17 protein-coding genes are annotated in these 23,118 nt (G+C 67.1%); 13 read left to right on the top strand and 4 right to left on the bottom strand.

The window, feature by feature from the left end; all coding sequences use genetic code 11:
• Positions 1-33 precede the first annotated feature (33 nt).
• The 3 genes from ACFO5X_RS06875 to truA are packed head-to-tail and all read right to left on the bottom strand — an operon-like array spanning position 34 to position 2,676.
• Positions 34-978, bottom strand: coding sequence for a pseudouridine-5'-phosphate glycosidase (locus tag ACFO5X_RS06875; protein WP_380716544.1), 945 nt, complete (start codon positions 976-978; stop codon positions 34-36).
• Positions 975-1,859: a PfkB family carbohydrate kinase gene (locus tag ACFO5X_RS06870; protein WP_380716543.1), complete on the bottom strand. Its 885-nt coding sequence runs from the start codon at positions 1,857-1,859 to the stop codon at positions 975-977. Before ACFO5X_RS06870 ends, ACFO5X_RS06875 begins: the two co-directional genes overlap by 4 nt.
• A gap of 46 nt (positions 1,860-1,905) precedes the next feature.
• Positions 1,906-2,676: a tRNA pseudouridine(38-40) synthase TruA gene (truA, locus tag ACFO5X_RS06865; protein WP_380716542.1), complete on the bottom strand. Its 771-nt coding sequence runs from the start codon at positions 2,674-2,676 to the stop codon at positions 1,906-1,908.
• A 93-nt stretch (positions 2,677-2,769) separates the two neighbouring features.
• Between truA and ACFO5X_RS06860 the strand changes: the two genes are divergently transcribed.
• The 8 genes from ACFO5X_RS06860 (at position 2,770) to ACFO5X_RS06825 (ending at position 13,886) form a co-directional block, all read left to right on the top strand.
• Positions 2,770-3,756: a 2-dehydropantoate 2-reductase gene (locus ACFO5X_RS06860; RefSeq protein WP_380716541.1), complete on the top strand. Its 987-nt coding sequence runs from the start codon at positions 2,770-2,772 to the stop codon at positions 3,754-3,756.
• Positions 3,757-3,881: 125 nt separating this feature from the next.
• A complete protein-coding gene (locus ACFO5X_RS06855; RefSeq protein WP_380716540.1) occupies positions 3,882-4,523 on the top strand; it encodes a hypothetical protein in 642 nt (213 codons plus the stop codon).
• 94 nt (positions 4,524-4,617) lie between these two features.
• Positions 4,618-6,012 carry a YcjX family GTP-binding protein gene (locus ACFO5X_RS06850; RefSeq protein WP_380716539.1) on the top strand — a complete coding sequence of 465 codons (1,395 nt, stop codon included), beginning with the start codon at positions 4,618-4,620 and terminating at the stop codon, positions 6,010-6,012.
• Positions 6,009-6,449, top strand: a complete 441-nt coding sequence (locus ACFO5X_RS06845; protein ID WP_380716538.1) for a GNAT family N-acetyltransferase — start codon at positions 6,009-6,011, stop codon at positions 6,447-6,449. Before ACFO5X_RS06850 ends, ACFO5X_RS06845 begins: the two co-directional genes overlap by 4 nt.
• The gene (locus ACFO5X_RS06840; protein ID WP_380716537.1) at positions 6,446-7,444 is read left to right on the top strand and encodes a YcjF family protein; all 999 of its coding nucleotides are present in this window, start codon (positions 6,446-6,448) and stop codon (positions 7,442-7,444) included. Before ACFO5X_RS06845 ends, ACFO5X_RS06840 begins: the two co-directional genes overlap by 4 nt.
• Positions 7,445-7,561: 117 nt before the next feature.
• Entirely contained in the window at positions 7,562-8,863 is a 1,302-nt protein-coding gene (locus ACFO5X_RS06835) for a calcium-binding protein (RefSeq protein ID WP_380716536.1), read from the top strand.
• 254 nt (positions 8,864-9,117) lie between these two features.
• A complete protein-coding gene (gene ileS, locus ACFO5X_RS06830) occupies positions 9,118-12,120 on the top strand; it encodes an isoleucine--tRNA ligase (RefSeq protein ID WP_380716535.1) in 3,003 nt (1,000 codons plus the stop codon).
• 170 nt (positions 12,121-12,290) lie between these two features.
• A complete protein-coding gene (locus ACFO5X_RS06825; protein WP_380716534.1) occupies positions 12,291-13,886 on the top strand; it encodes a sensor histidine kinase in 1,596 nt (531 codons plus the stop codon).
• Positions 13,887-13,954: 68 nt separating this feature from the next.
• Here ACFO5X_RS06825 and ACFO5X_RS06820 read toward each other — a convergent pair whose 3' ends face one another.
• Complete coding sequence (locus tag ACFO5X_RS06820) at positions 13,955-15,772, bottom strand: serine protease (protein WP_380716533.1); 1,818 nt, start codon at positions 15,770-15,772, stop codon at positions 13,955-13,957.
• A 195-nt stretch (positions 15,773-15,967) separates the two neighbouring features.
• Between ACFO5X_RS06820 and ACFO5X_RS06815 the strand changes: the two genes are divergently transcribed.
• The 5 genes from ACFO5X_RS06815 (at position 15,968) to ACFO5X_RS06795 (ending at position 22,967) form a co-directional block, all read left to right on the top strand.
• Positions 15,968-16,897, top strand: coding sequence for a glycine--tRNA ligase subunit alpha (locus tag ACFO5X_RS06815; RefSeq protein WP_380716532.1), 930 nt, complete (start codon positions 15,968-15,970; stop codon positions 16,895-16,897).
• On the top strand, positions 16,894-17,454 hold the full coding sequence (locus ACFO5X_RS06810) for a DUF6446 family protein (RefSeq protein WP_380716531.1): 561 nt from the start codon (positions 16,894-16,896) through the stop codon (positions 17,452-17,454). The genes ACFO5X_RS06815 and ACFO5X_RS06810 overlap by 4 nt, the downstream gene beginning before the upstream one ends.
• On the top strand, positions 17,435-19,516 hold the full coding sequence (gene glyS, locus ACFO5X_RS06805) for a glycine--tRNA ligase subunit beta (RefSeq protein ID WP_380716529.1): 2,082 nt from the start codon (positions 17,435-17,437) through the stop codon (positions 19,514-19,516). Before ACFO5X_RS06810 ends, glyS begins: the two co-directional genes overlap by 20 nt.
• Positions 19,517-19,567: 51 nt before the next feature.
• Entirely contained in the window at positions 19,568-22,189 is a 2,622-nt protein-coding gene (locus ACFO5X_RS06800) for a putative PEP-binding protein (RefSeq protein WP_380716528.1), read from the top strand.
• A gap of 130 nt (positions 22,190-22,319) precedes the next feature.
• The gene (locus ACFO5X_RS06795; RefSeq protein WP_380716527.1) at positions 22,320-22,967 is read left to right on the top strand and encodes a cell wall hydrolase; all 648 of its coding nucleotides are present in this window, start codon (positions 22,320-22,322) and stop codon (positions 22,965-22,967) included.
• Positions 22,968-23,118: the final 151 nt, after the last annotated feature.

The following is a 23,118-nucleotide window of genomic DNA, read 5'->3' as shown; positions in this document are numbered from 1 at the left end:
GTCGCACCGAAACCTAGGCATTCCGGGCAGTTATCACAATGGCCCCTGCGCGCCGGAGGCGGCCTCCGCGTCGAGATTTTTCAGCGCCGCCGCGATTCTGGCCGCCAGCCGGGCGTTGTTGCGCACCAGGGCGATATTCGCGGTCAGCGACCGCCCCTCTGTCGCCTCGAAGATGGCGCTCAGCAGGAAGGGGGTCAGCGCCTTGCCGCTGATGCCCTGCCGGTCGGCGGCGGCCTGGGCGCGGGCGATCACCGGGGCCAGTTCCTCGGCCGGAATTTCGTCGGCTTCGGGGATCGGATTGGCCACCAGCTGTCCGCCGGGCAGACCCAGCGCGCCGCGCAGGCGATGGGCGCGGGCGATCGGTTCGGGCGCGTTCATCCGCAGCGGTGCGCGATGGGGAGAGGAGGCCGACCAGAAGGCCGGGAAGGCGTCCTGATGATAGGCGATGACCGGCACGCCCAGCGTTTCCAGCACCTCCAGCGTCTTCGGGATGTCGAGGATCGCCTTGGCGCCGGCGGCCACCACCGTCACCGGCGTCTGCGCCAGTTCCTGCAGGTCGGCCGAGATGTCGAAGGTCGTCTCGGCGCCCTTGTGCACGCCGCCGATGCCGCCGGTGGCAAAGACCTCGATCCCGGCGTGGCGCGCGGCGATCATCGTCGCCGCCACCGTGGTCGACCCGGTGCCGCCGGTGGCCAGGCAGGCGGCCAGATCGGCGCGGCTGAGCTTGGCCACGCCGCGCGCCTGTCCCAGCCGCAGCAGCTGGCCGGATTCGAGCCCGATGTGCAGCGTTCCCTCGAGCACCGCGATGGTCGCCGGAACCGCCCCGGCGGCGCGTACGTCTGCTTCGACCTTGCGGGCCACCTCGACGTTCTGGGGCCAGGGCATGCCATGGGTGATGATGGTGCTTTCCAGCGCGACCAGCGGCTTGTTGTCGGCCTGCGCCGCGCGCACCTCTTCGGACAAGGACAGGTCAATCACAACGGCGTCTCCCCGGGCACATAGCGCGCCGCCGCCCGCAGCGCGTCGCTCAAGCTGGCCGCGCGGTCCGCGCCGGCCCGTTCGGCGGCGATATGCGCCGCCATGAAGGTGTCGCCCGCCCCGGTCACGCGCGTGACCAGCACCTTCGGCGGCACCTGGGTGAACTGCGCGCTGGCATCCGCCTCGGTCGCCGCGCGGCCGCCGTCGGTCACCAGCACCCGCCGCGCGCCGCGCGCCAGCAGCCCGGCGGCGGCGCTTTCGGTATCGGCGAAGTCGCTCTGGCACAGGATGCCGGCCTCTTCGAGATTGACGTAGAGCGTCGCCCGCCCGGCCATCAGCAGCGGCTGCAGCCGTTCCGCCTTGCCGGGCGAGGCCGGGGCGACGCGCAGGTCGGCGGCGGCAAAGGCGGGGCTGAGCGCGATGGCCTCGAGCAGCGCCCGCGTCAGGTTGCCGTCCAGCGCGATGATACCCTCGTAGGGCGCGATCAGGCTGCCAAGCGGCCCCTCGGTCAGCGGGCGCAGGATCTTGTCCCCCGCCGCCTCCAGCGAATGGGCATCGGCGATGGCCGCGATCAGCCCGTTGGCGCCCTCAACCGCCATGTAGATGTCGGTTGGCAGGTCGTCGGAGCGGTAGAGATGCGCCGTCTCCATGCCCAGGCCCCGGCAGGCCTCGACCAGTTCGTCGCCTTCGCGGTCGCGGCCCACCGCGCTCAGCAGCACCGGACGCAGCCCAAAGCGCGCCAGCGTCATCGCGATGTTAAGGGCAACGCCGCCCGGCAGCCGGGTGATCCGCCCGGGCACGTCGGATCCCTGCCGCATGTGACTGGCCGACCGGCCGATGATATCCCAGAGGACGCTGCCGATGCAGAGGATCTCGCTCATGCCGGGGTTTTGCGCTCAATCGCGGGGATGCGCAAGATGGGCCGCTCTATCGCGCGAAGGGATCGGCCGGATAGCCGACCCCGGCAAGGTAGAGGCCATGCGGCGGGCAGACCGGCCCGCAGGCCGCGCGGTCGCGTGCCTCCAGCGCGGTCCTGACCCGCTCGGGCGCCCAGGCGCCGGCGCCGACGCGTTCCAGCGTGCCGACAAAGCTGCGCACCTGATTGTGCAGGAAGGAGCGCGCGCGCAGATGGAACTGCACCTCCGGCCCCGAGCGCCCATCGACCGCCGCGATCTCGAGCGCGTCCAGCGTCTTGACCGGGCTGTCGGCCTGGCAGATGGACGAGCGGAAGGTGGTGAAATCGTGCCGTCCCACCAGATGCGCCGCGCCCGCGCGCATCGCATCGACGTCCAGCGGATTTTTCACCTGCCAGACCAGCCCCGCCTCATGTGTCGCCGGAGCACGGCGCATCAGCAGGCGGAACAGATAGCGCCGCTCGACCGCCGAAAAGCGCGCGTGCCAGTCGTCCGGCACCCGGGCGCAATCGACGATGGCGACGGGCAGCGGTTTCAGATGATGGTTCAGCGCCTCGGACAGGCGGAACGGCGTCCAGTCCTGCGCCAAGTCGCAATGGGCGACCTGCGCCAGCCCGTGCACGCCCGCATCGGTGCGCCCGGCGGCGGCGATGGTATGGGCGCGCGGTTCCAGCCGGGCCAGCGCGGCCTCGACGGCGCCCTGAACCGAGGGCTGGTCGGCCTGTCGCTGCCACCCCGCGAAGGGGGCGCCGTGGTATTCGACCTTGAGAGCATAGCGGGGCATGGCGCTCTGGTAGCGCGGGGGCAGGGGGCGGGCAAGGGATCAACAGGGGCGCGGTTCCGTGCTAGACCGCATCCGCCGGAGGAGGGCAAGGACATGACGATGAAGATCGCGATCCTGGGGGCCGGGGCCATAGGCTGCTATGCCGGCGCGGCCTGGTCCGGCCCGGTGTCGGCGGCGGGCGGGCAGATCACCCTGATCGGGCGGGCGCGTGTGCTGGTACCGCTGCGGGCGGAACCGCTGCGGGCCGATGGCATGGCGGCCGGGCCCCTGACGCTGGCCGAGGACGGGGCGGCGATGGCGGATGCCGATGCGGTTGTGATTGCGGTCAAGGCCCATGCGCTCGATGCCGCGATGGAGGAGATCGCCACCCATGCGCGTTCCGACGCGCCGCTCCTGTCGCTGCTCAACGGCCTTGATCCGGTGCGCCGCCTGCGCGCCCGCTTTCCCGACCGTGCGGTGATCGCCGGAATGGTGCCCTTCAACATCGTCTGGAGCGGTCCGGCGACGCTGCACCGCACCGGCGCGGGCGAGATCGCGGTCGAGCGCCACGACCTCACCGATTGGCTTGCCGGAACCGGCGCGCGGCTGGACCTGCACGAGGATCTGGTGCGGGTCCAGCATGGCAAGCTGCTGCTGAACCTCGTCGGCGCGGTCAATGCGCTGAGCGGGCTGTCGCTCTATGACACGCTGATGCAGCGCGGCTACCGCCGCGTCTACGCTGCCGCCCTGGCCGAGGCGCTGGCGACCTATTCCGCGGCCGGCGTGCGGTGGGACAAGGTCGGCCCGACCAGCCCGCGTATCGGCATTCCGGTCCTGCGCGCGCCCGACTGGCTGTTCCGGCGCGTCGTGCTGAACCGGCAGGGGCTGGATCCGGCCTCGATGACCTCGCTCGCCGCCGACCTTGCCGCGGGCCGGCCCACGGAGGTTGATACGATCAACGGCGAAATCTGCCGCATCGGAGCCGCCTGTGGCCACCCGACACCGGTGAACGACGCCCTTGTCCGCCTGATCCACGCCGCCGAGAGCGGTGGACGGCGACGGTTCGACGCGCCGGAACTGATGCGGGCGGTGATGGGGTGAGCGATACTGCGCCTCGTTCAATAGCTCGGATTTTGCAGTAAATCCGACGAATCCGTCATGGACAGCCGTCCGATTCCATATAATGTCATCCGGAAAATGAATGGCGGCTAAATGGTAATGACAATATGAGTGTCGTGGTAAAAGAAGAAATTGACCTGCCTGGATATCTTCTGGGAGCTTTGCCCGCTTCGGCCTTTTCGATTTCGGTTGGCCAGACCCTTCTAGGAACGCTTGATCCAAATCAACGGTGGGACAGGGACAGTTTCTGGTTGAATTTCGATCAGGATGGCCAGTATCGCGTGACGTTGGAGCGCACGAACGAAGGATCGTTGAGTCAATTTGCCCTGGAAATCATGGACCGCCAGGTCGCGACATCCCTGGTTGCAACTGATGATGTATTAGAGGTTATCCTTAATATCGGGGGCGAGACTCGGCGGCCGGGAAGGGTCGTCGCACTCGATATGCAGGTATCCGTCGATTACAGGATTTCAGTTGAGGTCGACACGATTGATGGCCTGAACGTCGAAGAAGACAAGATTATCTTTGATGCTAATTTTGAACCTACCCTTGCGGCTGAGAAAATCGTGGCGGACGCCTATGCATTGCCTGCAGGACACCGGGCTTTTTTCACGCCGGGAAATGGTCAGGCGATACATTGGGATTTTGAAGAGGCCGGCTATCTGCTGAAATTTACCGAAAGCCACTATGTCTATCTCACAAATTTCAAGATGACGGATGATCTTGTCGATGTGATCGGATTTTACTGATCGGACCGGTGAAGCCGCTCCCTCGGTTCGTTCCTCTTCCCTCGGCCTTCACGCGGCCCTATCTTGACCGCACAGGCAAGAGGAACGTCCAAGCGTGGTGATCTCAGCAATAGCCGACGGCGTGGTGCGCTCTGCCGACCGTCTGGGCGATCTCGTGACGGGCCGCGCCTTCGAACCGGTGCTGCGCCTGGGCGTGACCGGGCTCGCGCGGGCGGGCAAGACGGTGTTCATCACCTCGCTGATCGCCAATCTGATCGACCGGGGGCGGATGCCGGGCCTTGCCGCGGCGCAGGAGGGGCGGATCGTGGCCGCCTATCTGCAGCCCCAGCCGGACGACACGGTCCCGCGTTTCGACTATGAAAGCCACATCGCCGCGCTGACCGGGCCGGAGCCGCACTGGCCGGAAAGCACCCGCACGATTTCCGAACTGCGCCTGTCCCTCAAGGTGCGGCCAAACGGTCTGCTGGCCGGGCTGCAGGGGCCGCGCACGCTGCATCTGGATATCGTGGATTATCCCGGCGAATGGCTGCTCGACCTCGCCCTGATGGAGAAATCCTATGCCGACTGGTCGGCGCTGACCCTGCAAAAGCTGGCCAGCCGCCCCGAGGCGGCGGAATATTTCGCGCTGGCGCAGGCCGAGGACGCCGATGCGAAGCTGGCGGAGCCGCGCGCGCAGGCGCTGGCGGCGACGTTTACCGCCTATCTTCAGGCCGCGCGCGCCGCCGGCTGGTCCGACCTCGCGCCGGGGCGCTTCCTGCTGCCGGGCGAACTGGCCGGGTCGCCGGTGCTGACCTTCGCGCCGCTGCCGCCGTCCAAGGCGCCGCGCGGCTCGCTCGCACGCGAGATGGAGCGGCGGTTCGAGGCCTACAAGGCGCAGGTCGTGCAGCCCTTCTTCCGCGATCACTTTGCGCGGATCGACCGGCAGGTGGTGCTGGTCGATGTGCTGGGCACGCTGCAGCGCGGCCCGGCGGCCGTCGCCGACATGCGCGCCACCCTGGCCGAGACGCTGGGGGCCTTCCGCCCCGGCCGCGCCGCCTTTCTCACACGCCTGCTGGGCGGGCACCGGGTGTCGAAGATCCTCTTCGCCGCGACCAAGGCCGACCACCTGCATTACACCCAGCACACCCGGCTGACCCAGCTGATGGAGGCGCTGGTGAAACAGGCGGCCGAACGCGCGCGCTTTGCCGGGGCCGAGACGGCGGCAATGGCGATCGCGGCCCTGCGCGCCACGACCGAGGAAGAGCGCGAGCACAACGGCACCAAGCTGCAGATGGTGCGGGGCCGGCTGCTGAAGGACGGCCGGCAGGCGGCCTATTATCCGGGCGAACTGCCCGCCGATCCCTCGCATATCCTCGCCGGCGACAGCACGCTGGAAGGGTTCCAGTCGATGGCTTTCGCCCCGGCGCCGATGACGCTGCGCCCGGGCGACGGGCCACCGCACATCCGGCTGGACCGCGCCGCGCAATTCCTGATCGGAGACCGGTTGTGAGCCTCGTCCTGCGCCCGGCCGACCCCGGAGATGCCCCCGAAATGGCCCGGATCCTCTGGCAGTTCCAGCATCAGCACGACTGGATGCCCTATCTTTACAGCCTTGACGAATGCCTGGGCTATTGCGCCGAAATGGTCGCGCGCGGCTGGTGCACGGTGGCCGAACTCTGCGGCCGGGTCGGCGGCTTTCTCGCGCTCGACGGGGAAGAGGTCTATGCCCTTTATGTCGCCGCGCCGGTTCAGGGCAGGGGGGCCGGACGCCTGCTGATCGAACAGGCCAAGTCGGAACGCGACAGGCTGGAACTGCGCTGTGTCGAGCCGAACACCGCCGCCCGCAATTTCTATCGCGCGCAGGGCTTTGTGGAGGCGGGGCCGGCCGAAACCACCGAAGACAATCTGCCCGGCCTGACCTATGTCTGGCCCGAGGAGGCGATATGAGCAAAGGTCCGGTCCTGATCGACGTCGACGAGGCCGCCGATGTCGCCAACGCCCCGCCGGTGCCCGATGACGCGCCGACCCTGACCGAGGCGCGCGGGCAGGCCATGGTGATGGCGGCCCGTGTCGCGGCACGCCCGTCCTCGCGGCTGGCGCGCTGGTTCTGGGGGCTGGTCGCCGCCGCGCTTGGCGCGGTGATCTCGCTCGCGGCCTGGGATTTTGCGTTGTCGCTGCTGAACCGGATGCCGGTGATCGGCTGGGCGGTGACGGCGATCTTTGTCGCGCTGCTGGTCGTCGCGCTGCTGATCGCGCTGCGGGAACTGGTGGCGATTTCGCGCCTCGGCCGCATCGACAGCCTGCGCCGCGCCGCCGACAGCGCGCTGGCCGATGCCGATCTGGCCGCCGCCCGCGAGGTCGCGCGCCGGCTGGTGGCCTTCTACGGCCACCGTGCCGACACCAGCTGGGGCCGTGACCGGCTGGCCGAACGGATGGAGGACCAGTTCGACGCCTCGGCCGTGCTGCACCTGGCCGAGGCCGAGCTGCTCGACCCGCTGGACCGGGCGGCGATCCGCGAGGTCGAGGCGGCCGCGCGGCAGGTGGCGACGGTTACAGCGCTGGTGCCGCTGGCGCTGGCCGATGTCGTCACCGCGCTGACCGCCTCGCTGCGGATGATCCGCCGCATCGCCGAGATTTACGGCGGCCGCTCGGGCCTGATCGGCAGCTGGCGGCTGACCCGCGCGGTCTTCACCCACCTCGTGGCCACCGGCGCCGTGGCGGTGGGCGACGACTTTCTGGAGCCGATCCTGGGCGGATCGCTTCTCACCAAGCTGTCGCGCCGGTTCGGCGAGGGGCTGGTGAACGGCGCGCTTTCCGCCCGCGTCGGGGTTGCCGCGATCGAGGTCTGCCGTCCGCTGCCCTTCGGGCCCGGCCGCCGCCCCTCGGTGCGCGGGATCGTGCGGCGCGCTCTGACGGGCCTGTTCGGCAAGTCCGAGGGCTGAGCAGCGATCACGCGCCGGTAACGGTCATGTCATGACCCGCCGCGCATATTTCTGAAACTTACTCGGACGCCCGCCCGTGACTGCCCTGTTGCAACATGTAAACAGGGAGTACACGTCATGGCCCATCTTGCCTCATCCTACGCATCCTACGAGACATTCCTGCGCGGCGCCGATGCCTTCTGGTCGGTCGATCTGGCAGCGATGAACAACTCCGGCGTGACCGGCACCGCCGTGCTGTCGATCAACACCGAGATGGACGGGACCCGCTATCTCAACATCTCGATGACCGCCGAGGGGCTGACCCCCAGTGTCCAGCACGCCCAGCACGTGCACGGCACCTTCGACGCCGATGGCAACCCGACCGACGCGCGGATGCCGGTCATTGCCGACGACGCGGACCGCGACGGCTTTGTCGAGGTGCTGGAAGGCCTCGCCGCCTATGGCGACATCCTGCTGCCGCTGGTCGATGCGGCGAAGGACCTGCCGATGCCCGACGCCAATGGTCAGCTGACCTTCATCCAGAGCTACAACCTGGCCGATGACAGCAATTTCATGAGCCCGGTCTCGGGCAATTCCTACACGGCCGAGGATCTGATGCCGCTCGCCCTGCGCGAGATCGTCATTCACGGCCAGGTGGTCGGTTCGGGCTTTGGCGCCGGAACCGGGGGCGAGATCAACGGGATGCAGGACGGTTATGTCGGTCTGCTGCCCGTCGCCGCGGGCGAGATCGAGGGAACCAACTTTCGCCAGGCGCTCGACCTGCTGGAGGACCAGTTCCAGATCGCCTCGGACACCTTCCGCCTGACCGGTGGCGCGGATGTACTCGACGCGGGCCTCGGCAATGACGTCGTCTTTGGCTATCGCGGCACCGACCGCCTGAATGGCGGCGCGGACGATGACCGCCTTTATGGCGGCGGCGAGAACGATGTCCTGCGGGGCGATGGCGGCAACGACCAGCTGTTCGGAGGCACCGGCAACGACCGTCTGGCCGGCGGCGACGGCAATGACACCGCGCGTGGCGGCAAGGGCGCGGACGTGATGCTGGGCGACGCCGGCGACGATCTCCTGTTCGGCAATCTCGGCGCCGACACGATCTGGGGCGGCGAGGGCAACGACCGGTTGGTGGGCCAGAACGGCAACGATTTCCTGACCGGCGGTGACGGACGCGATATCCTCAAAGGCGGCGTCGGATGGGACGAGTTCATCTACACCGACATGCGCGAAGGCCGCGACCTGATCCGCGACTTCGAGGATGGGATTGACCTGATCAACCTCTCGGCCCTCGGGATCGGTTTCGACGATGTGACGGTCGCGGAGGCTCAGGCGGGCGCGTCGTCGATGATCTCGTTCGGCAATACCCACATCCTGCTGCAGAACGTGACCACCGCGATGGTCGACTCGGGCGACTTCGTGTTCTGACGTTCCTCCTTGCGTCAGCGCACAATGCGGGACGGGCCGGCCTTCGCGCCGGCCCGTTTCCGTTGCGGGCAGGGCGATGCCTTCCCCACTTTACCACCCCCAGCCGCGCGCCTATAAGCGCGCCATGACCAGGTGTTTCCGCATTCCACGGCGAATTATGACCCCGGCGCTCTGACATAACAGGCGCCGGGCGAAGGTGTCCGAGCATCGCACCGACCAAACCGCTCCCGACAGACCATCCGAAGGACGCCGCCATGTGCGCCGAGACCGTTGACTACAAAGACACCCTGAACCTGCCGAAAACCGATTTCCCGATGCGCGCCGGCCTGCCAAAGCGCGAGCCCGAGTGGCTGGCCCGCTGGGAACGGATCGGCATCTATGACCGCCTGCGCGCCACGGCCGGCGACCGCACGCCCTTTACGCTGCACGACGGCCCCCCCTATGCCAACGGCAACCTGCACATCGGCCACGCGCTGAACAAAACGATCAAGGACATGATCGTGCGCTCGCACCAGATGATGGGGTATGAGAGCCGCTATATCCCCGGCTGGGACTGTCACGGCCTGCCGATCGAATGGAAGATCGAGGAGAAATACCGCGAGAAGGGGCAGGACAAGGACGATGTCGACGTGGTCGACTTCCGCCAGGAATGCCGCAAGTTCGCCGAGGGCTGGGTCGACATCCAGCGCGAAGAGTTCAAGCGGCTGGGCGTCACCGGCAACTGGGCCGATCCCTATCTTACGATGGATTTCCACGCCGAGCGCGTGATCGCCGAGGAATTCCAGAAGTTCCTGATGAACGGCACGCTTTATCTCGGCTCCAAGCCGGTGATGTGGTCGCCGGTGGAACAGACCGCGCTGGCCGAGGCCGAGGTGGAATACCACGACAAGGAAAGCCCGACCGTCTGGGTGAAGTTCCGCGTTTCCGACTTCGACCTGCCCGATGCCGATGTGGCCGGGGAAGAGGCCCGCGCCGAGGACAGCCAGGCGGTGGCCGAAGCCAAGGCCGCCGCCACGCGCGATTTCGAGGGGGCATATGTCGTCATCTGGACGACCACGCCCTGGACCATGCCGTCGAACAAGGGCGTCGTCTTTGGCGAGAAGATTGCCTATGGCCTCTACGAGGTCACGGGCACGCCCGAGGAATGCTGGGCCAATGTGGGCGACCGGTTCATCCTGGCCGACGACCGCGCCGCCGACGTGATGGCGCGCGCGCGGCTGGACGAGACGATGTATCGCCGTGTCCGCGATGTGACCCCGGCGCAGCTGTCGGGCATGACGCTGATCCACCCGCTGGCCGGGGCCGAAGGCGGCAATGGCGAATGGGACGCGCCCCGCGACTTCCGCGCCGCCGACTTCGTCACCGATGACGAGGGCACCGGCTTTGTCCACTGCGCACCGTCCCACGGGATGGAGGAATTCGAGCTTTACCGCGATCTCGGGATGCTGGAACAGGTCATCACCTACAACGTGATGGAAGACGGGTCCTTCCGCGCGGATCTGCCGTTCTTCGGCGGCAAGCACATCCTGCGGTCCAAGGCCAAGAACGGATCGTGGGAAGGCGACGCCAACGCCGCCGTGATCGCCAAACTGATCGAGGTCGGCGGCCTGCTGGCGCGCGGCAAGATCAAGCACAGCTACCCGCATTCCTGGCGCTCGAAGGCGCCGGTGATCTTTCGCAACACGCCGCAATGGTTCGCCGCGATCGACCGTCCCTGCAACGACGGGCAGGACACCTATGGCAAGACCATCCGCGAACGCGCGCTGACCAGCATCGACAAGCTGGTAAACTGGACGCCGCAGACCGGGCGCAACCGGCTCTATTCGATGATCGAGGCGCGCCCGGACTGGGTGCTGTCGCGCCAGCGCGCCTGGGGCGTGCCGCTGACCTGCTTCACCAAGAAGGGCGCACAGCCGACCGATCCCGATTTCCTGCTGCGTGATCCCAAGGTAAACGCTCGCATTCTGGAGGCCTTCGAGGCCGAAGGCGCGGACGCCTGGTATAAACCTGGGGCCAAGGAGCGCTTTCTCGGCAGCGATCACGATGCCGGGGACTATGATCAGGTCTTCGACATTCTCGACGTCTGGTTCGATTCCGGCTCGACCCATGCCTTCGTGCTGCGCGACCGTCCGGATGGAACCAAGGATGGGATCGCCGACGTCTATATGGAAGGCACCGACCAGCATCGCGGGTGGTTCCATTCCTCGATGCTGCAGGCCTGCGGCACCATCGGCCGCGCGCCTTACCGGAATGTGGTGACCCACGGCTTTACGCTCGACGAGAAGGGCATGAAGATGTCCAAGTCGCTGGGCAATATCATCGCGCCGCAGAAGATCGTCGACGAATACGGCGCCGATATCCTGCGGCTCTGGGTGGCGCAGACCGACTATACCACCGACCAGCGCATCGGGCCCGAGATCCTGAAAGGTGTCGCCGACAGCTATCGCCGGTTGCGCAACACCATGCGTTTCATGCTCGGCTCGCTGAACGACTTTTCCGAGAAGGACCGGGTCGAGCCGACCGAGATGCCGGAGCTGGAACGCTGGGTGCTGCATCGCCTCGCCGAACTGGACGAGACGGTGCGCAAGGGCTATGCGGCCTTCGACTTCCAGGGCGTTTTCAGCGCGGTCTTCACTTTCGCCACGGTGGATCTGTCGGCCTTCTATTTCGACATCCGCAAGGATGCGCTGTATTGCGACGGCGACACGGCCCGCCGCCGTGCCGCGCGCACGGTGCTGGATCTGCTGTTCCACCGCCTGACCACCTGGCTTGCACCGATCCTGGTCTTCACGATGGAAGAGGTCTGGCTGGAACGGTTCCCGGGCGACGACAGCTCGGTGCATCTGGTCGACATGCCCGCCACGCCGGCCGGCTGGCGCGACGAGGCGCTGGCGCAGAAGTGGAGCGCGATCCGCCGGGTCCGCCGCGTGGTGACCGCCGCTCTGGAAGTGCAGCGCACCGAGAAGGTCATCGGCGCCTCGCTCGAAGCGGCACCGGTGGTCCATGTCGCTGATGCGTCGACTCTTGCCGCACTGAAGACCGCGAGCTTCGAGGATATCTGCATCACCTCGGGGATCGAACTGACCGCCGACCCGGCCCCGGCCGAGGCCTTCCGGCTTCCCGAGGTCGACGGCGTCGGCGTGGTGTTCGAGAAGGCCGAGGGTGAGAAATGCCAGCGCTGCTGGAAGATCCTACCCGATGTCGGCAGCCACACGCATCCCGGCGTCTGTGCCCGCTGCAACAGCGCGCTTGGCTGACAAATCCGGGCGGCTGCGGGAACCGCGGCCGTCCGTTGGTTTACGCGCGTCCCCGCGCGATTTGCATTGCGTGGCAAATCCTTTGCGTCATAACGTCGTCCGGTGACGGTCGGCCGGACGGATGGGTCGTGTCGCGCGCCCGTTGCCTGTTATCCCTCCTGGAGAATGCGTTGCTTCGCCGTCAGTCGCCCCACCACGACAAGTCCTCGTTTCTCTCCGGCCCCAGCGAAATGGCAGCGCGAATCCGCGACTTTGACTGGAGCGATCACCCCCTCGGGTCTCCGGAAACCTGGCCGCCGGCCCTGCGGCTGTCGCTCGGCATCGCGCTGAATTCGGCCTTTCCGACCTGCATCTACTGGGGCCCCGAACTACGCCTGCTCTACAACGACAGCTGGTCCGACATCCCGGGTCCGCGACATCCGGCCTGCCTGGGCGAGCCTGCGGAAGAGGTCTGGTCCGACATCTGGCACATCATCGAGCCGCAATTCGCCCAGGTCATCACAACGGGTCAGGGCGTTCATCTGCAGGACCAGCTGCTGCCCATGCGCCGGTTCGGGGTCGATGAGGAAACCTACTGGACCTATAATTTCACGCCGATCCTGCTGGACGACGGATCCATCGGCGGCATCTTCAATTCGGGCAGTGAGACCACACGACAGGTCTTGCAGCATGAAAAGGCGCAATTGCTGCTCGACCTCAGCGACCTCTACCGTAACAATTCCAATATCGAAGAGGTCTGCGCGCGATCGCTGGAACTGTTGGGCGAGCAGCTGGTCGCTGATCGCGTCGGTCTGCGTATCGCGTCGAGCGGGAGCGACAACCAGTTTCCCATCATTGCGCAATGGTCCGCCAAGGGCATTGCCCCCATCATCGAGACGTCCGGCGGTGCCCCCTTTTACGAGGACATCTGGAACGAACTCCTGGACGGTCATGTGATCCGTTTGGACGGCACCGATGAAACACGACACTCGCGAGAGTGCGACATTCTTGCAAAGCTCGGCTGTGCCGCTGCCCTTGCCGTGCCATGGGTCGAGGACGGCCGAACGGTGGCCATTCTCTTTGTCCATTCCTACCGCCCGCGCCACTGGACGCCGATCGACATCGAAACGGTCGAAGCGGTGCTTGCCCGCATGATGATGATGATGGAGCGCAGCCGCGCGGCCGAGCGGGCAACGCTGATGAACCGCGAGATCAACCACCGCTCGCGCAACCTGCTGGCGGTCGTGACGGCCATGGTGCGGCTGTCGCGTGTCGAGGCCCCGGATGTCATGCGCTCCAAGCTGCTGGATCGCATCGCGGCGCTGTCGCGCAATAACTCGCTGCTGCTCGACCGGAGTTGGGAGAGGGTCACCCTGCGGCAGATTCTGGATCAGGAGCTTGCCCCCTACAAGGGCAACGACAAGACCGAGCTTGACCTCGAGGGCCCCGAGATCGAGCTGACCTCGGACGCGTCGCAGGCGATTGGCATGGTGCTGCACGAACTGGCGACCAACGCCGCCAAATACGGCGCGCTGAAGGACATCGGCGGCAAGGTCTCGGTTCACTGGGAGCTGACGCCGGAACACCAGTTGTGCATCCGTTGGACGGAAACCTGCCCTGAAACGATCGATGTCGACGGCCTGTCGGACATCGGTTTCGGATCCAAGCTCCAGGAACTGATGGTCGAACGCCAGCTGGGCGGCCATCTCAGGCGCGAGCTGATGCCGGACGGTCTGCACTGCGTGATCGAACTGCCCTGGGAAGACGTCAGCGTCATCCGCGACTGACCTTCCACGCTTTGAAGCAGATCAAAGGTCAAAGCCCCCGCGCCCAGCAAGGCGCGGGGGCTTTCCGTTCACTCCCAGCAGCTGACCAGAACGGTCATGCCATCGGCCAGGCGGTTCATTTCGTCCGGGCTGATCGCGCCGCGGTCGGTGCTTTCGGTCGGGGTCACGCCGGCGGTTGCCAGCAGGGTCTTCAGCGCCGAAGCATCGGCCGCCAGGCTGACGTTCTCGGGAAGAACGCGGTTGCCTGCGGGGGGCGGCAGCAACATCCCGATTACCCCGCCGCTGATGTCGATGACCGGCCCGCCGGCATCGCCTGGCAGGGCGGCCAGTGCGAGCCGCTGCAGCTCCGGCTCGCCGTTCAGGCCCTTGATGTCGGCCAGGGTGCCAAAGGTCAGCGTCGGCCCGCCCAGCACGCCCTCGTAGGAATAGCCCGACACCGTCACCTCGGACTGAAGCCGCAGCGTATCCTCGCGCAGTTTGGCCACCGCGATCGGCGCGAGCGGATCGGTCGGGCGCAGCACGGCCACGCCCAGCGTTGAATCCTGCGCCACGATTTCGGCGCGGTGATCCTGCTCGACCGTGATCCGTCCGCACTGCTGGACGCCTTCCAGCGTCGTCACGATGGTGCCTTTGGAGTCGATGTAGAACCCCGAGCGCGACATCTTCGGCCGCCGCACCTCGAGCCCCGACACCAGGTCGATATGCTGCTCGCTGTCGGCCCCGGCCGCCGGATCCAGCACGCCCGTGGTGCGGGCAAAGCTGGCTTTCATCGCCGCCAGGACACGCGCGCGCCGCTCTTCGTCGCCGGTCGGCCAGATCAAGGTAAAGCCCTTGATTTCACCGTTCTGCAGCGAGGCCTGGGTGTAGGAGACGATCTTGCTGCCGCGGCCTTCCAACGTGAAGCTGTCGCCCGATTTCTCGCGCGGGCCGTTCAGCGGCACGATCTCCAGGGTCTGCATGATGTCATAAAGACCATAGAGCGTGTTGCGGTCGCCCGGCTGCGAGATCAGCAGCACCCGCGCGCCGAGGTCGCCCTTGGCGTCGTAATGGGCGAAGGGCGGCTCGTAGCGGGAAAAGGTGACTTCGCCCATCGGCATGTCGATGCTGATCCCGGCCTGCGCATCTGTGTGCGGCGCCATGCCGACGCTGATCAGCGGGGCGTTGTACTGGTCCATCAGCATCTGGCGCTGTCGGGTGGTCAGGACGCCGGTCGCTTCCAGCCCGTTGAACGCCTGCCATTCCCCCATCGAGCGCCGGGTGCCGGCGCCGAAAGCGCCGTCGATGGACGAGTTGTAGAAGCCTGCCGCCGCCAGGGCGATCTGCAGCGCCTTGCGCTCGTCCGCGCTCAGCGCCGCCTCGGACCGGCGGGCCTCGGCCGGGCTTTCAAGATCGCGCTCGGGCAGCTGCACCGCGACTGTCGGTTCCGGCTGCGGGGCAGGGGTCTCGGCGACCGGAGCCTCGGCCACAGGGGCCTCGGTCACCGGCGTCGGCGTGGCGCTCTCGGCCACCGGCGCCTCGGTCGGCGGCGTCACCGGCGTCTGCGCCAGGGCATTCGCGCCGACCGGCCAGTATTGCTGTCCGAAGTTGCGGGTATAGGCGATGAAACTGTCCTGCGGAATCTGCTGCTGGCTGCGATAGACCTGCAGCACGCGGTCGGCGTCGGCCCGGCTGTAGGGGCCGAGCACGATCCCGTACCAGCTTCCGCCAAGCGCGAAACCGTTCACATCGGCAAGCACAGAGGAATAAAGCTGCGCCCGTTCCTGGGCGACCCGCAGGCTCGGATGCGCTTCGATCTGAACCCATACGACATCGTCGCCGGTCTGCGCAGAGGCGCTGGTCGCGGTCAGGGCAAGCAGCACCATGACCGCGGCAATCAGGTTTTTCATCGTTCGTCCCGTAATAATCGTTGTCAACATCCGGCGCAGATAATCAGGAAACATGCGCGAATGCCATGCCCTTCGGGCCCAAAATCGCGCCCTGTTGCCTCTGTGACCGCATGACGTTGACCGCATCCCACGCTGCGCATAGGAAGGAGCCGCGCGCGGCCCCGGGCTGCGCGGAACCGGCGCAGGACCAAGACGATGACACAGACGACGAACGCCCCGAAATCCTTTCAGGAAATCATCCTGCGCCTCCAGGCCTACTGGGCCTCGAAGGGCTGCGCCGTGCTGCAACCCTACGACATGGAGGTCGGGGCAGGGACGTTCCACCCGGCCACCACGCTGCGCTCGCTTGGCACCGCGCCCTGGGCGGCGGCTTATGTCCAGCCCTCGCGGCGGCCGACCGACGGCCGATACGGCGAGAACCCGAACCGGTTGCAGCATTACTACCAGTATCAGGTTCTGATCAAACCCTCGCCGCCCGACCTGCAGGCCCTCTATCTGGGCAGCCTCGAAGCCATCGGTATCGACATGGCGCTGCACGACATCCGCTTTGTCGAGGACGACTGGGAGAGCCCGACTCTGGGCGCATGGGGCCTGGGCTGGGAGGTCTGGTGCGACGGCATGGAGGTCAGCCAGTTCACCTATTTCCAGCAGGTCGGCGGGCATGACTGCACGCCGGTCTCGGGCGAGCTCACCTACGGTCTGGAACGTCTCGCCATGTATGTGCTTGGCATCGAGCACGTCATGGACATGCCTTTCAACGATCCGCAGTCGCCGATCCCGCTGACCTATGGCGACATCTTCAGGCAGACCGAAGAGGAATACGCCCGCTGGAACTTTGACGTGGCCAATACCGAGGTGCTGCTGCGTCACTTCGAGGAGGCCGAGGCCGAGTGCCGCGCCATCCTCGACCAGCCCGCCAACGACCCCAAGACCGGCAAGCGCATCGTCATGGCCCACCCGGCCTATGACCAATGCATCAAGGCCAGCCACATCTTCAACCTGCTCGACGCGCGCGGCGTGATCTCGGTTACCGAACGCCAGGCCTATATCGGCCGGGTGCGCGCGCTGGCCAAGCAGTGCGCCGATGCCTTCGTCACCACCAAGGCAGGCGGATACGCGGCGTGAACGGAAAGGTCATAGCAATCGTGCTGATCCTGTCAGGAGCCATTGCGGGCGGGGCGCTCTATTACCTGCAGGTCTACGGCTATTACACCGAGGTGCAGGCCGTGCCCGGGCAGGACGTAACCCTGGTCAGCCTCGCCACGCAGGAGCCCGAGCCGATCCTCTATGACAACTTCCGCGCCATCGACGCCGACAGCTCGCCGATCCGCTACCGCGCCTGTTTCACCACCACGATGACCCAGGCGCTGCTCAGCGAGACCTATGTCGCGGCCACGAAACCGCAGCCCAGGACCGGCCCCGGCTGGTTCGACTGCTTCGATGCCGAGAAGATCGCGGCCGAGCTCGAGGCCGGGACCGCCATCGCCTTCCTCGGGCACAAGAACATTCACTACGGGGTCGACCAGATCGTCGCGATCACCCAAGACGGGCGCGGCTATGTCTGGAACGACCTGAACGATTGCGGCAGCAAGGCCTATGACGGCACCGTTGTGGGCGAGGAATGCCCGGCCCGCCCCGAAGATCAACCGAAAGACGCACCTGATGCCCGACCTGCTGATTGAGCTTTTCTCCGAGGAAATCCCCGCCCGGATGCAGGCGCGCGCCGCCGACGACCTGAAGGCGCGCGTGACCGAGGGGCTGGTGCAGGCTGGCCTCACCTATGCCGCCGCCGCCGCCTTTGCCACGCCGCGCCGCCTGACGCTGGCGGTGGAGGGGCTGCTGGCCGCCTCGCCCGCGCTGAAGGAGGAACGGCGGGGGCCGCGCGCGGATGCGCCCGAAAAGGCCATCGAGGGGTTCCTTAAAAGCACCGGCCTGACGCGGGACCAGCTGGAGGAGCGCGACACGCCCAAGGGCGCGATGCTGTTTGCCGTGATCGACAAGCCGGGCCGCGCCGCGTCCGAGATCATCGCCGAGGTTCTGGCCGAAACGATCCGCAATTTCCCCTGGCCCAAGTCGATGCGCTGGGGGTCGGGGACGCTGCGCTGGGTCCGTCCGCTGCATTCGATCCTCTGCATCCTGACCACCGAGGCGGGCGCCGAGGTGGTGCCGCTCGATATCGACGGGATCGTTTCGGGGGACACCACCGAAGGTCATCGATTCATGGCGCCGGGGCGGTTTTCCGTATCGTCCTTCGAGGATTACGCGGCAAAGCTGAAGCGCGCCCATGTTGTCCTGAACCCGCAGGAGCGCGCCGAGCACATCTGGAACGACGCCCAGCAGATGGCTTTCGCCGCCGGGCTGGAGGTGGTCGAGGACGCGGGCCTTCTGGCCGAGGTCGCCGGGCTGGTCGAATGGCCGGTGGTGCTGATGGGACAGATCGGCGAAGAGTTCCTGCACCTGCCGGCGGAGGTGCTGCAGACCTCGATGCGCGAGCATCAGAAGTTCTTCTCGGTGAAGAACCCCAGGACGGGCCGCATCGAGCGCTTCATCACCGTGGCGAACCGAGAGACGGCGGACAATGGCGCGACCGTGCTGGCGGGCAACCGCCGCGTGCTGTCGGCGCGGCTGTCGGACGCGCGGTTCTTCTGGGAGAACGACCTGCGCGTGGCCAGGGCGGGCATGAAGGACTGGCTGCAGGGCCTTCAGAACGTGACCTTCCACAACAAGCTTGGGTCACAGGCGGAGCGCATCGAACGCATCGCGGCGCTGGCCCGTGAACTGGCGCCGATGGTGGGCGCTGACCCGGACAAGGCCGAAACCGCCGCGCGGCTGGCCAAGGCAGATCTGCGGTCGGAAATGGTGGGCGAATTCCCTGAACTTCAGGGGGTCATGGGCCGCTATTACATCGCCGCCACCGATGGCGACCCCGAAGTTGCCGCCGCCGCGCAGGAGCATTACTCGCCGCTCGGGCCGTCCGACACCGTGCCGACCGCGCCTGTCTCGGTCGCCGTCGCGCTGGCCGACAAGATCGACACGCTGACCGGCTTCTGGGCCATCGACGAGAAGCCGACGGGGAGCAAGGACCCGTTCGCGCTGCGGCGGGCGGCGTTGGGGGTTATTCGGTTGGTTTCCGATAAATCAATCAAACTCTGGGAGATTTTCCACTCTCACCTCGACATGCTCCCAACTCCAGAGTCGCGCGACTACGAAGAAACATCTGACGACCTCCTAGCCTTCCTCCACGACCGCCTCAAGGTCTACCTCCGCGACCAGGGCATCCGCCACGACATCATCGACGCCTGCCTGGCCATGCCCGGCAACGACGACCTCACGCCGCTGGTCAAGCGGGCCGAGGCGCTGAATGCCGTGCTCAGCACGCCCGAGGGCGAGAACCTGCTGCAGGGCTTCAAGCGCGCCAATAACATCCTGACCCAGGCGGAAGAGACCGATGGCGTCGAATACTCTTTCGGCGCCGACCGCAAGCTGGCGCAGGTGCCGCAGGAATCCGCGCTGTTCGACGCGCTGGCCGAGGCCGAAAAGGCCATCCGGCCCGCGCTGGAGCAACAGGATTTCGCCACCGCCGTCGCCGCCATGGCCGCCCTGCGCGCGCCCATCGACGCCTTCTTCGAAGCGGCGAAGATCAACGACGATTCCGCCGTGATCCGCCGCAATCGCCTGAACCTGCTCAGCGAGATCCGCAAGGTCTGCTCGGCCGTCGCCGACCTGACCCGCGTCGAGGGCTAGGGCGACGGCATAGGGGCAAAGGCAACCCTTGCGCGGCGGCGCAGCGGGCCTATGGTGCATGGGCAGTTCCGAGGTGCCGCAGTGCAGAATAACCCGCATACCACGCTGATCACGCCCAAGGCGCAGGTGCAGACCGAAACCCACGGGGGGCGGGCGAAATGCCTGCAACGGCTGGTGCGGCTCGACCTGCCGGTGCCGCTGACCGTGGCACTGTCCTTCGACGCTGTGCGCAAGATCGCCGAGGGCCAGATGCCCGACGTGGCCGGCATCGTGGAACAGTTCCCGCCGGACACGCTGCTTTGCGTGCGGCCCTCTTCGGAAGACCCCGACTGGGGCGGTCCGGGCGCGGTGCTGAACATCGGCATGAACGCCGCCCGCCAGCGCGACCTGTCGGCCACCCTCGGACCCGAGGCGGCGGCGGCGATCTATGCGCGGTTCGTGCAGTCCTACGCTGTCCACGTCGCCCGGCTCGACCCCGACGAATTCGACGACGCCGATCAGGACGGCGCGGGCCTCGCCGCGATGCTACGCGCCTATGAGGACGAAACCGACGAACCCTTCCCGCAGGACCCGGGCGAACAGCTTTCGGCCGTGCTGCGTTCCATGGCGCGGGCCTGGGACGGCACCTCGGCGCGCCTGCTGCGCCAGGCCAAGGGCGCGCCAGCCGATGCCGGCCTGGGGCTGGTGGTCCAGCAGATGATCCCCGGGTTCGGCCAGGGCGAATGCGGCTCGGGCGTGCTGCAGCTGATCAACACGGTGACGGGGATGCCCCAGATCACCGGCCGCTATCTCAGCCAGAGCCAGCACCGCGAGGCGCTGGGGGCAGGGGCGGCGGCACTTTACCTCGAAAAGGATCCGCGCGGGCCGTCGCTGGAGGATGTGGCGCCCGAGGCCTTTGCCCAGCTCAAGGCCAATGCCGCGCTGATGCGCGAGAAGCTGCGCGAAGAGATGCAGGTCGAATTCGTCATCGAGGGCGGCCAGGTCCATATCCTCGACGGTGTCCGCGTGCCGCGCTCGTCGCGCGCCAGCGTGCGCATCGCCGTGCGGCTGGCCGAGGACGGGATCATCACCCCGCAGGAAGCGCTGATGCGGGTGGAGCCGAACCAGCTGACCGAACTGCTGCACCGCCAGGTCGACCCGACCGCGCCGCGCGACGTGCTGGCCACCGGCATCGCCGCCAGTCCCGGCGCCGCCTCGGGCCGCATCGTCTTTACCGCCAACGAGGCCCAGGCCAGCGCCGCCCGGCGCGAGGCCTGCGTGCTGGTGCGCCGCGAGACCTCGCCCGAGGACATCCGCGGGATGCACGCCTCGGTCGCCGTTCTGACCGAGCGCGGCGGCATCACCTCGCACGCTGCCGTGATCGGCCGCGGCATGGGCCTGCCCTGCATCGTCGGCGCCTCGGCGCTGCAATTCGACATCCCGAACCAGCAGATCAAGGCGCCCGACGGCCGCATCCTGCGCAGCGGCGACGTGATCACCATAGACGGCACCACCGGGCAGGTTCTGGTCGGCGAACCGCCGATGCTCGAGGCCGCGCTCGACGACGCCTTCCAGACGCTGATGGGCTGGGCCGACGCCGAACGCGACATCGGCATCCGCGCCAATGCCGACACGCCCGAGGACGCCCAGACCGCGCGCAACTTCAACGCCGGCGGCATCGGCCTCTGCCGAACCGAGCACATGTTCTTTGAACCGGCCCGCCTGGTCGTCATGCGCGAGATGATCTTCGCCGAAACTCCGGCCGGCCGCGCCGCCGTGCTGGAACGGCTGCTGCCGATGCAGCGCGACGATTTCGTCCAGCTGTTCCGCATCATGGAGGGCCAGCCGGTCTGCATCCGCCTGTTCGACCCGCCGCTGCACGAATTCCTGCCCACCTCGCGCACCGGCCAGCGCGAACTGGCCGAGGCGCTGGGGCTGCCGGTCAGCGACGTGACCCGGCGCGTGGCCGAGATGGGGGAATACAACCCCATGCTCGGCCTGCGCGGCGTCCGCCTCGGGATCACCGTGCCCGAGATCTATGACATGCAGGCCCGCGCCATCTTCGAGGCCACGCTGGAGGCCAGCCAGGACGGCGCGCCGGTGGTGCCCGAGATCATGATTCCGCTGGTCTCGGCCAAGCGCGAGGTCGAGCTGGTGCGCGCCCGCGTCGATGCGGTCGCCGCTGCGGTGCGGGCCGAACGGCACCAGGATTTCGACTATCGCCTGGGCGTGATGATGGAGACGCCGCGCGCCGCGCTGCGCGCCCACGAGATCGCGGCCCATGCCGAATTCATGTCCTTCGGCACCAACGACCTGACGCAGATGACCTACGGCCTCTCACGCGACGACGCGGGGCGGTTCATGTCGACCTATGTGCAGAAGGGCGTCTTCCGCGAGGATCCCTTCCACGTCCTCGACCAGGACGGCGTCGGCGAGCTGCTCAAGCTCGGGGCCGAACGTGGCCGCACCGGGCGGCCGGGAATCACCCTCTCGATCTGCGGCGAACACGGGGGCAATCCCGAATCGATCGCCTTCTGCCGCGAGGTCGGGTTCGACTATGTTTCCTGCTCGCCCTTCCGCGTTCCGGTCGCCCGGATCGCGGCGGCGCAACTGGCCATCAACCACAAGATGGGCGACCACAAGTCGACCCTTGCGCAGATGTTGTGGAAATGGCGCGGTCGCGGAAGAAAGTGAACGCGCGTAAATTCGCCGCTTTCCGCCACCGAATCGCCCAAATGTGGACCAATTGACGAAAACCGTCTATTCGCATCCCGACGCATAGCGCCGAAGGGTCCGCAAAAAGGGCCGTTCCCTGGGGGTAGCCATGAACCGAATACTGATCGCGGCCGCGATGGCCGTTAGCTTTTGTCTGCCGGGATCCGTGTCTGCGGATGCCAAGCTGAAGGACCTGTTCCAGCGCGAACAGGCGACACTGGCAAGCATGCCGGACCGTCACCTGAAGTCGATGCTCACGGTCTCAAAGCCGCGGGCGCGGGTGCGCCCGGAGCCGATGACCTACTCGCAAGGCTGGCTCGACAGCCAGCCCGATGCCGAGGGCGACGCGCAGTGGCGCTGCCTGGCCGAGGCGCTCTATTTCGAGGCGCGGGGCGAGACGGTCAAGGGCCAGTTCGCGGTGGCCGAGGTCATCATGAACCGGGTCAAGAGCGCGCGCTATCCGACGACGCCCTGCGGCGTGGTCAAGCAGGGCACCGGGCGGCTCTACCAGTGCCAGTTCACCTATACCTGCGACGGGCACAAGGATGTCATCGCCGAACCTCAGGCCTTCCGGCAGGTCGCCAAGGTGGCGCGCGCCGTGATCGACGGCCTGTCGGGCGGTCTGACCGGCGGGGCGACGCATTACCACACCCTCGCCGTGCGCCCGAGCTGGGCCCGGGTCTATACCCAGACCGCGCGGATCGGGGTGCATGTCTTCTACAAGAACGGCAATTACGTCACCGCCAGCAACGAGTGACGCACGCGCTCCAGTCTTCTCTGGTTCACAAATACCTCGGGGGGCCGCCCGGCACGGGCGGCGGGGGCAGAGCCCCCGAACCCACCCTGGCCGCCTCTCCGACATTTGCGTGATCGGCCTGTCCCGAAGGATGACGTGCGCGCCGCGCCAG

The sequence above is a fragment of the Seohaeicola nanhaiensis genome (assembly GCF_042654245.1).
Classification (GTDB): domain Bacteria; phylum Pseudomonadota; class Alphaproteobacteria; order Rhodobacterales; family Rhodobacteraceae; genus Seohaeicola_A; species Seohaeicola_A nanhaiensis.
This window is presented reverse-complemented; position numbering and strand designations above follow the sequence as displayed.